Source organism: Paraburkholderia sp. A1RI-2L, assembly GCF_048957375.1.
Classification (GTDB): domain Bacteria; phylum Pseudomonadota; class Gammaproteobacteria; order Burkholderiales; family Burkholderiaceae; genus Paraburkholderia.
This window is the reverse complement of record NZ_JARBTA010000002.1, coordinates 1,820,514-1,830,182: the sequence shown is the minus strand read 5'-3', so window position 1 is coordinate 1,830,182 and position 9,669 is coordinate 1,820,514. Positions and strand designations below refer to the sequence as shown.

The following is a 9,669-nucleotide window of genomic DNA, read 5'->3' as shown; positions in this document are numbered from 1 at the left end:
TTTCGGAGGCGAGCCACACGCCCGTCATGCTGCAACTGCGCATTCGCGCGTGCCATGTGCACGGTCAGTTCGTGGCGTCCGATAACCGCCGCTCGGCTTTCACGATCAAGGACGCGCTCGAGCATCCGGTTCGCGATGTCGAGCGCATCGTGCTGCCGCCCGCGAGCTTTCTGCACGAGCGCGAGAAGATTCACGAGCGCTGGCCGGCCGCCGTGCAATTCATCGAAGAGCGACAACTCAACGAATTTTTCTCGGCCGACGCGCGCGATATCGGCATCGCGGTGCAGGGCGGCAGCTACAACACGGTGCTGCGCGCGCTCGAACGGCTGGGTCTCGCCGATGTCTACGGCGAATCGGCCATTCCGCTTTATGTGATGAACGTGGCATACCCGCTCATCGATTCGGAGTGGGAACGATTCTGCGCGGGCAAGCGCGCAGTGCTCGTGATCGAGGAAGGGCAGCCGAACTTCGTCGAGCAGAACGCGAGCGCGATCCTGCGCCAACGCGGCGTGAGCGCCGCGCTGCATGGCAAGGACATGTTGCCGCTCGCCGGCGAATACAACACGGCCACGGTAATGAAGGGGCTGCGCGCGTTCTTCGAGCGCTATGGCGTGCTCGAACCGCTAGCGGCGCCGCGCAAGGTGATTCCGGTGAAGGCCGTGCCCGCCGAGGAAACCGTGCCCGCGCTCGACGCCAGCGTGCACGCGCGCCCGCCCGGCTTTTGCACGGGCTGCCCCGAACGCCCTATCTTCACGGCGATGAAGCTCGTCGAGCGCGAGTTGGGTCCGCACCACGTGAGCGCCGACATCGGCTGTCACCTGTTCTCGATCCTGCCGCCCTTCAATCTGGGCGCGACCACCATGGGCTATGGGCTCGGCAGCGCGAGTGCGTCGGCGCTCAATGCGAGCGCGGACAAGCGCGCCATTTCGGTGATGGGTGACGGCGGCTTCTGGCACAACGGCCTCACGAGCGGTATTGCCAACGCGGTCTTCAACAAGAGCGACAACCTCACGATCGTCGTCGACAACAGCTATACGTCGGCCACGGGCGGCCAGGACATTCTTTCGTCGACGGCGCTCAACCCCACGCGCAGTACGGGCCACGAAATCGAGCAGGCGGTGCGCGGCGTGGGCGTGAAGTGGGTGAAGGCCGTGCGCCGCACCTACGACCTCAAGACGATGATGGCGACGCTCAGGGAGGCGCTCACCACGGGCGAGAAAGGCCCCAAGGTGCTGATCGCGCAGAGCGAATGCATGCTGAACAAGCAGCGCCGCGAGAAGCCGAAGCAGCGCAAGGCGATTGCCGCCGGCGAGCGCGTGGTGCGCGAGCGCTTTGGCGTCGATTCGGATACCTGCACGGGCGATCACTCGTGCATCCGCCTCTCGGGATGCCCGTCGCTTTCTATCAAGCCCAACCCCGATCCGCTGCGCACCGATCCGGTAGCAAGCGTGCTCGATAGTTGCGTGGGGTGCGGTTTATGCGGCGAGGTTTCGCACGCGGCCGTGCTGTGCCCGTCGTTCTACCGCGCGCAAATCATCAGCAATCCTTCGAAAATGGACAAGCTGCGCCAGCGCGTGCGCAACGCCGCGATCGGCTGGCTGCAGCGCCGTGAAGCGCGCCGCCGTGCGCGTTATGCCTTCTGAGCGCGAGGAGAGATCATGACTCAAGCACAACCGATCAAGATCGCGATTCTCGCCATGGGCGGCGAGGGCGGCGGCGTGCTGGCCGACTGGATCGTCGACCTGGGCGAGCACAACGGCTACCACGCGCAGACCACCTCGGTACCGGGCGTCGCGCAGCGCACCGGGGCGACCATTTATTACGTCGAGCTGTTCGCGCGCGACGAGACCGAAGCGCGCGCGCCCATTCTCGCCCTGATGCCGCTGCCTGGCGACGTCGACGTGGTGCTCGCTTCGGAGTTGATGGAAGCGGGCCGCGCGGTGCAACGCGGGCTCGTGACGCCGGAGCGCACGACGCTCGTGGCCTCGACGCACCGCGTGTATTCGATCGCCGAGAAAACCGCCATGGGCGATGGCCGCGTGGACGACCGCGCGCTGATCGCTCACGCGGGCCAGGCCGCGAAGCGCTTCGTGCGCTTCGACATGGCGCAGGCGGCCGAAGCGAGCGGCAGCGTGATCAGCGCGGTGCTGTTCGGCGCGCTCGCGGGCACCGGCGTGCTGCCGTTCAGCCGCCGCCAGTTCGAGGAAACCATCGAGCGCGGCGGCGTGGGCGTGAAGCCCAGCCTGCGTGCTTTCGATCTGGGCCATGCACGCGCGGGCATGGACGAAGCGCAGGACGAGTCACGGGACAACGCACAGGACACAGCGCAAGCCGCCACGCAGGAAGGCTCGCAGCCGAATGGGCAGCAACCCGCGCCGGCGCCGCGCGACCCGGCAGTGGCCCGCTTGCTCGAGCGCGTGCGCACGGAGTTGCCAGCCGAGGTCCAGCCGTTCGCCATCGAGGGCATGCGCAGGCTGATCGATTATCAGGACCCCGATTATGCGGCGCTGTATCTCGACCGGCTCGCGAAACTGCGCGGCAAGGTGGCCGATGCGCCGGTCAACTTGCTGCGCGAGACGGCGCGCCATCTTGCGCTATGGATGTCGTACGAGGATACGATCCGCGTGGCCGACCTCAAGACGCGCGCCTCGCGTTTCGAGCGCGTGCGCGGCGAAGTGCGCGCGCAGCCGGACCAGCTGCTCGCGATCAACGAGTTCATGCATCCGCGCATCGAGGAAATCTGCGAGACCCTGCCCGCTGGAATCGGCCGCTGGCTCGCGAGGCCTCACGCCGTTCATCGGCTCGTCGAGCGACACACGAAAGCGGGGCGCGTGATCAAGACCAGCTCGCTGCGCGGCTATCTGATGCTCCACGCGGTCGCGCGCCTGCGCGGCATGCGCCACCGCACGCTGCGCTACGAACTGGAGACCGCGCGCATCGAGGCGTGGCTGCAGCAGATCGCGCAGTCCGCGCAGCACAATCCGGCGTTGGCCGTCGAGGTCGCGCAATGCCAGCGTCTCGTGAAGGGCTACAGCGACACCCATGCCCGCGGGCTCGCGAACTACCAGACGCTGATGGGGGCGGTCGTGCAAGCGGGGGCGCGGCTCGCGCCCGCGACCTTGCGCGAGCTTCGCGACGCGGCACTCGCCGACGAGCACGGCCACAAGCTGCGTGCCGCGCTTGCGCGGCATGCGCTGGCATAATCGCGGCGTTATCCGGGAAACCTTGATTGCGATGAAAACCAGTGCGCCTACCTTCAGCCAACGGCACAAGATTCACTTTTCCGAATGCGATCCGGCCGGCATCGTGTTTTACCCACAGTACTTCGTGCTGTTCAACGACCTCATCGAGTCGTGGATCGACACGCTGCTGCCCGAGGGCTATCACGGTGTGATCGGTGCGCGGCGCGTGGGCCTGCCCACGGTGCGTCTGGAAGTCGATTTCAAGGCGGTCAGCAAGATGGGCGACGAGGTGTGGCTCTCGCTCGACGTCGAGCGCATCGGGCATGCGTCGCTCACGCTGGCGTGGGCATGCACGGGTACCGACGGCGTCGTGCGCATGAGCGCCCGGCAGACCATCGTGACGACCTCGCTCGACACGCACAAGGCCATGCCGATTCCCGACGATTTGCGCGACGCGATTGGACGCGCGGCGCCGGCAGCCGAGGTGCGGGCGCGCGAGCACTGAGCAGGGCGTGGCCAGGCGCTCAGGCAGGCGCTCAGGCAGGCGGGCGATGCAGATCGATCAGCAGGCGCAGCGTGGCCTTCAGTTCCTCGGCCTTTTGCGCGCCGAGCGGCGCGAGCACCTGATCTTCGTGCCGCCTCGCCTGCACGATCAGTTCGGAAACTAGCTTCTGCCCTTGCGGCGTGATGCGCACGAACGTGACGCGCCGGTCCGTCTCGCTGGGGATGCGCTTGACATAGCCTTGCGCCTCCATGCGGTCGAGCAGCCGCGTCACGGTCGGCTGTTTCGTCACGGAAATCTGCGCCAGGCGGCCGATGCTCATGGCTTTCCCATCGGAAAGCGTGGACAGCACGCGCCAGTCAGAGACCTCGAAGCCGGCCGCCTGCACGATCACATGGAATTCGCCGGAAATCAGCTGGCTGACCTGGGCGAGCAACGCCGGCGTGTAACTGTCGACAAAGCTGTTGGGAGAAGACGGGCTCATACGGGAAATTGACGGGCTGCGGAGTGTGGACGACCTCCGCCGGAACGCAAACATACCACGACCCTCGCACCCGACTCCCTGTTTCCGAAAGGGGAAAAGGGGTTAACCATGATTTTGAATTGATTTAGGCCTAAAGATAATTTTGGCGTGTGTGGCCGGGTGTGGTGAAAGCCGGGCACGTCGGCAGTTCAACGAGCAGAGGAGCCCAACATGACGAGCAGTCTGGAGCAACTGACCACTGATCTGGCGAGCGGTCGTGTGCGCGTGGTCGATCTCACGCAAACGCTTTCGCCCGATTTCCCGGCCTTGCAACTACCGCCGCAATTCGGCCAGGTGTGGGCGTTCAAGATGGAGAAGATCAGCCAGTACGACGAGCGCGGCCCTGGCTGGTACTGGAACAATTTTTCGTGCGGCGAGCATACCGGCACGCACTTCGATGCGCCGGTGCACTGGATTTCCGGCAAGGACCACGCACAAAACGCCGTGGACACCATCGACGTGAAAAATTTCATTGCGCCGGCCGTGGTGCTGGACGCGAGCGCCGAAGTCGCAGCAAATCCAGACTGGCTGCTGACGGTGGACTTTCTGCAGGCCTGGGAGGCGCGCCACGGCCGCATTCCCGCGGGCGCATGGGTCCTGCTGCGCTCGGACTGGTCGAAGCGCACGGATCCGGCCGAGTTCCTGAACCTGCGCGAAGACGGCGCGCACACGCCGGGGCCGACTCAGCAGGCGGTCGAGTGGCTCATTCGCGAGCGCGAGGTGCATGGCTTCGGCGTCGAGACCATCAATACCGACGCGGGGCAGGCCTATGCCTGGCCCGTGCCGTATCCGTGCCACACGCTCATGCACGGCTCGAACCGCTATGGCCTGCAATGCCTGCGCAATCTTGACCAACTGCCGCCCACGGGCGCGCTGATCGTCTCGGCGCCGCTGAAGATCCAGGCCGGCTCGGGCAGCCCCTTGCGCGTGCTCGCGCTGGTGCAGGACTGAGCTGAATCGCCGCCGCAACGGCCCGGCGGCTTCTTGCCTGGTGGTTCAGCGGCCCGCGCCCAGCGCCTCGCTGAGCACCGCGAAGGTGCGCTCGTCGGTGCGATCGAAATTGAGCGGCGTGACCGAAATGCGCCCCGAGATGACCACGGCCGTTTCCGAATCCGGCCCGTTCTCGCGCGGGCCGCGCGTGAAGCGCAGCCAGTGATATTCAATGCCGCGCGGATCGATTTGCGGAACCACGTCGATGCCCTGCACGAGCCCCACCCCCTGGCGCGTGACAGTGAGCGGTCCGGCCGCGCTCGCATCCACGTCGGGGAAATTCACGTTCAGACACACCGGCGCCTCGTGCGAAATCGCCGCGAGGCGCCGGATCACGTCCGGCGCGAGCGCGCGGGCCGTGTCCCAGCGCACATGCTCGCGGTCGCGGAAGGTCTGGCTCAGCGCGATCGACGGCAGGCCAAGCAGCAAGCCCGTCATGGCTGCGCCCACCGTGCCCGAAAACATCGTCTCCACGCCGAGATTGGCGCCGCGGTTGATGCCCGAGAGCACGAGCGTGGGCCTCACGTCGCCCATCAGGTGGCGCACCGCCATCACCACGCAGTCGCCGGGCGTGCCGAGCACGCCGAAGCGGCGCTCGCCGCGCCGGCTCACCCGCAGCGGCGAATGCAGGCTGATCGAATGGGACGTGCCGCTCTGGTCGTGCTCGGGCGCGACCACCCACACTTCGTGCGCGAGCTCGGCGGCGACGGCTTCGAGCACTGCGAGGCCGGGCGCGTCGATGCCGTCGTCGTTGGTGAGGAGCACGCAGGGCAGTTTCGGGTCGGATGAGGACATGGCAGGTCTCGTTGGAAGTGGACGGCTATTATCGGCCACCAGGGGTCACTATCGTGCACCCTCGGTCACCACCGGGCCCCATCGGCAGTCAGGACGATTGCGCGCTATTTCGCGCCGGATCATGGTCCATCCGGGATAGACTAGCGGCTCGGCGGCGCCGTGCTCCGGGCCGCCGCTCAAGTTCGAGTTCGTCGATTCAATCGTCAATGTGGTGAATGCGGCCTGCCTGCCGCGAGGAGAGCCCGTGAAGTCGCAAGACCTGCCAGATATTGCTCGCGTCCTGTTTGTCGTCGCGATTCTCTGTGCGTTGACGGTCGGCTCCCTGTACGTCATGCGCCCGTTCATTCCGGGGCTGATCTGGGCGACCATGATCGTCGTTGCAACGTGGCCCGCGATGCTCGCCGTCCAGCGGCGTCTCGGCAATCGGCGCGGGCTCGCCACGCTCGTCATGCTGTTGATCCTGCTGGTCGTGATCGTCCTGCCGCTCTACCAGGCGATCTCCACGCTCGCCGAGCACGGCGCCGAGATCATGGATCTGATCCGCAAGCTGCCCACGTACGCCTTGCCGCCGCCGCCTGGCTGGATTCACGATGTGCCCATGATCGGCCCACGCGCGGCGAGCGAATGGCAGTCGCTCTCCGACGCGGGCCCCGGTGGCCTGCTCGCGCGGCTCGAGCCCTACGTCACCATCGCGGCACACTGGCTCATCGGGCACGCCGCTTCGGTGGGCGTGTTCGTGATCCACATGTTCATCACCGTGATCATCACCGGCGTGCTGTACATGCAAGGCGAGCAGGCCGCCGCCTTCATCCTGCGCTTCGCGGAGCGCGTGGGCCCGCGCTATGGCGCGGAGGCGGTGCGTCTCGCGGGCGCGGCGATCCGCGCGGTGGCGCTCGGCATCGTCGTGACGGCGGTGCTCCAGTCGGCGCTCGGCGGCATCGGGCTCGCGGTGGCGGGCGTCCCGGGCGCGGGCGTGCTCGTCGCCTTGATGCTGATGCTTTGCCTCGCGCAGATCGGCCCGGGCCTGCCGCTGTTCGGCAGTGCGATCTGGCTGTTCGTTCACGACGCGCACCTCGCGGCGATCTTGCTCGGAGTCTGGTCCATTTTCGTCGTCATGCTCGACAACTTCGTGCGTCCGGTGCTGATCCGGCGCGGCGTGAACCTCTCGATGCTGCTGATCCTCTCCGGCGTGCTCGGCGGCATGGTTGCGTTCGGCATCGTGGGCCTGTTCATCGGCCCGGCGATCCTCGCAGTGTCGTCCGCGCTGCTGACTGCGTGGATGAACAAGGCGCCGACCACCCAGCCTGAAGCTCCGCAAGCCTAGCGCAGCGGCCGCGCCATCAACTCATCGAGCAATGCCTGATACGTTTTCACGACCCGCTCGTTGAACGGCAGGAAGCGCGCGATCTCCCGGCGCTGCTGCATGCGCCAGCCGGCGGTGTTGCACCCGCGCGCGTCGATGGCCCGGATGAGCTGCCGTGCGCCATGATGGGCATCGTTGGCCTCGTAGTAGTAGCCGAGCTCGCGGCACAGCGTGGCGTTGTGCACCAGCGGGTAGCCCTGCCAGCACACTTCCAGATAGAAGTAGTTCAGCGGATTTTCCAGCTGGTGGGAGACCACCACGTCGGTGTTCTGCGCGAGGAAGGTCGGCGTGTCGTGGCGGCCGAGAAACAGCGCCTTATGCTCGCGCACGATATCGAGCTGGTTCATCAACGCGATGAAATCGCGGTTCTCCTGTGCGAGCTTCAGCGCATTGGTCACCTGCAGCAGCTCGATGGCATCGGGGCGCGCGCGATAGGCCAGCTCCGCGATCAGCGCAGGGTAGAGGCAGAACTTCACGACGTTGATGTTGGGCTCCATCACCGTGAGCCGGGCCGGCGCGCGGCCTTCGTCGCGTGGCGCGTACACGCCGCCGCCAGGCAGCGCGCGGGTGCGCTCCTCGAGGAACACCGGGCTCCACACGAATGGCACGACGCGCCCCGTCGTGCGGCGCAGGACTTCGAGGTAGGACTGGCTGTTGCCGGCCACCTGCGGAATGATCCAGATGTCGTCGTAGCGCTGGTTGACGAACAGATTGCCGTTCCACATGGGCTTGTTGAAGAGCATCCCCTCGGTGGCGTGGATGTACTCGAAGCCGCAGCAGTAGGAGACCAGCCGCACGCCGCGCGACTTCAGCCACGCGGTGCGTTCGCCGTCCAGCTGGCCGCCCAGCTCGATCACGAGATCCAGTTCGTCCTTCGCCTCGTCGAACGCGCGCGTGGGCCAGCGATCGAGACTCCACGGCAGTTCGCGCGTCACCGGCACGGCGGTGGTGTTCACGAGCGTGACGCTCGCGACGCCGGGGCAGTGCCGCAGCGTGTCGGCGAGAAACACTGCGTTCTGCTTGATGCCGTTGTTCCAGAGCGTTTCGTTGGGCTGATGCAGCCCGATCGTGATGCCGATTCTGAGGTCTTTGGCTCGGTTCTTGCCGTTTTGCGTGGCGGTGCTCATGCTGCTTCCTTTTCGAACAGCGCGGCAATGGCGGCGCCGTAGGCGTGGACGTTGGCGGCGTACTCGGGGTGCAGCGTCGCGAGGAACGCTTGCGCATCGCGCCGGTACGAATCCAGGTTGTTGTCGTGCGTGGCGAGTGCGTGCAACAAGGCTTGCCCGCCTTCCTCGCAGTCGAAGTCGTGATAGCGATAGCCGCAGTTGCCGATCAGATGCGAGTTGTGCACGAGCGGATAGCCGCCGTGCAATGCTTCGTAGTACAGGTAATTCTGCGGGTTCTCCCATTGATGCGTGACGACCACATCCACGTCCCGCGCCATGACCTGATAGAACGGATAGCGCCCTTCGAACGATGCCAGCCCGTGGCGCACGATATCGAGACTATTGGCGAAGCTGCGAAAGCCCGCATGCTCCCTGGACTTGAAGGTGTTGTAGACCCACACGTGTTCGAGCGCATCGGGATTCGCGCGGTGCGCGCTCTCGCAGCACAGCATCGGAATCTGGCTGGTCTTGACCATGCAGATATTCGGCTCGAAGATGCCCGCGCGCCAGCGGCGGCGGCCCGGCTCGTAGCCGAAATGCTGGCCTTCGGGCAGCGCGGCGGTGGCCTTCTCGAGCACGAGCGGGGTCCACAGATGAGGCATGATGCGCACCGGTGCGCGCATGGCGCTGCGATAGTACGGCATGCAAGTGGTTTCGTACTCGGCCAGCGTCCAGATCTCGTCGTAAGGCGCGCCGCTGATGAGCAGCGCGTGCGGCAGGTTGAAAATCATGCGCTCGATATCGATCACATAGTCGTTGCCCACGCGCATCGAGACGACCTTGCCGCCGCGCTCGCGGAAGTTGGCAATCCACGCGCGGTCGAGTTGCGCGCTCATTTCGACCATCAGGTCGAGCCGCGTGGCCGCTTCGGCCATGTCGATGAGCGGCGCGGGCGCGTCCTTGACGAAGCGGCGCGCATCTTCGAGGTCGCCGTCGCCGCCGCCGATCACGAGATAGACCTCGGCCACCGATGGAACCTTGCGCAGGAGCATCACGAGAAAGAGGCAGTTCTGGAAGATGCCGTTTTCCCACAGCGACTGCTCACCCTTGCGCACGAAGAGCGATACGCCAACCTTGAGGCCGTGCGGCGTCGATGCGGCCCGGCGGCATTGCGAGGATGCGGGCTGCATGCTTTTCTGGGCGGTTTC

Annotated in this window: 9 protein-coding genes; 5 read left to right on the top strand and 4 right to left on the bottom strand. The window is 66.1% G+C overall.

The window, feature by feature from the left end; all coding sequences use genetic code 11:
- The 3 genes from PWP93_RS23135 to PWP93_RS23125 form a co-directional block, all read left to right on the top strand.
- Positions 1-1,643, top strand: a 1,643-nt coding sequence (locus PWP93_RS23135; RefSeq protein ID WP_421046099.1) for a thiamine pyrophosphate-dependent enzyme, incomplete at its 5' end; no start/stop codon positions are given.
- 15 nt (positions 1,644-1,658) lie between these two features.
- A complete protein-coding gene (locus tag PWP93_RS23130; protein ID WP_421046098.1) occupies positions 1,659-3,203 on the top strand; it encodes an indolepyruvate oxidoreductase subunit beta family protein in 1,545 nt (514 codons plus the stop codon).
- A gap of 31 nt (positions 3,204-3,234) precedes the next feature.
- On the top strand, positions 3,235-3,687 hold the full coding sequence (locus PWP93_RS23125) for an acyl-CoA thioesterase (RefSeq protein ID WP_421046097.1): 453 nt from the start codon (positions 3,235-3,237) through the stop codon (positions 3,685-3,687).
- A 31-nt stretch (positions 3,688-3,718) separates the two neighbouring features.
- On the opposite strand, the gene PWP93_RS23120 is transcribed toward PWP93_RS23125, so the two are convergent.
- Positions 3,719-4,168 (bottom strand): MarR family winged helix-turn-helix transcriptional regulator, encoded by a 450-nt coding sequence (locus PWP93_RS23120; protein WP_421025479.1) that lies wholly within the window; start codon positions 4,166-4,168, stop codon positions 3,719-3,721.
- Between the two features lie 210 nt (positions 4,169-4,378).
- Between PWP93_RS23120 and PWP93_RS23115 the strand changes: the two genes are divergently transcribed.
- Complete coding sequence (locus tag PWP93_RS23115; RefSeq protein WP_421046096.1) at positions 4,379-5,158, top strand: cyclase family protein; 780 nt, start codon at positions 4,379-4,381, stop codon at positions 5,156-5,158.
- Positions 5,159-5,203: 45 nt separating this feature from the next.
- Here the strand turns inward: PWP93_RS23115 and surE are convergent, their stop codons facing one another.
- Positions 5,204-5,992 (bottom strand): 5'/3'-nucleotidase SurE, encoded by a 789-nt coding sequence (gene surE / locus PWP93_RS23110; RefSeq protein WP_421025477.1) that lies wholly within the window; start codon positions 5,990-5,992, stop codon positions 5,204-5,206.
- A 244-nt stretch (positions 5,993-6,236) separates the two neighbouring features.
- On the opposite strand from surE, the gene ydiK reads away from it, so the two are divergent.
- Complete coding sequence (gene ydiK, locus PWP93_RS23105) at positions 6,237-7,316, top strand: AI-2E family transporter YdiK (protein ID WP_421046095.1); 1,080 nt, start codon at positions 6,237-6,239, stop codon at positions 7,314-7,316.
- Here ydiK and PWP93_RS23100 read toward each other — a convergent pair.
- Together PWP93_RS23100 and PWP93_RS23095 are read right to left on the bottom strand one after the other, a co-directional pair.
- On the bottom strand, positions 7,313-8,482 hold the full coding sequence (locus PWP93_RS23100; RefSeq protein WP_421046094.1) for a DUF2827 domain-containing protein: 1,170 nt from the start codon (positions 8,480-8,482) through the stop codon (positions 7,313-7,315). The genes ydiK and PWP93_RS23100 overlap by 4 nt on opposite strands.
- A complete protein-coding gene (locus PWP93_RS23095; RefSeq protein WP_421046170.1) occupies positions 8,479-9,651 on the bottom strand; it encodes a DUF2827 domain-containing protein in 1,173 nt (390 codons plus the stop codon). The genes PWP93_RS23100 and PWP93_RS23095 overlap by 4 nt, the downstream gene beginning before the upstream one ends.
- Between the last annotated feature and the right edge of the window lie 18 nt (positions 9,652-9,669).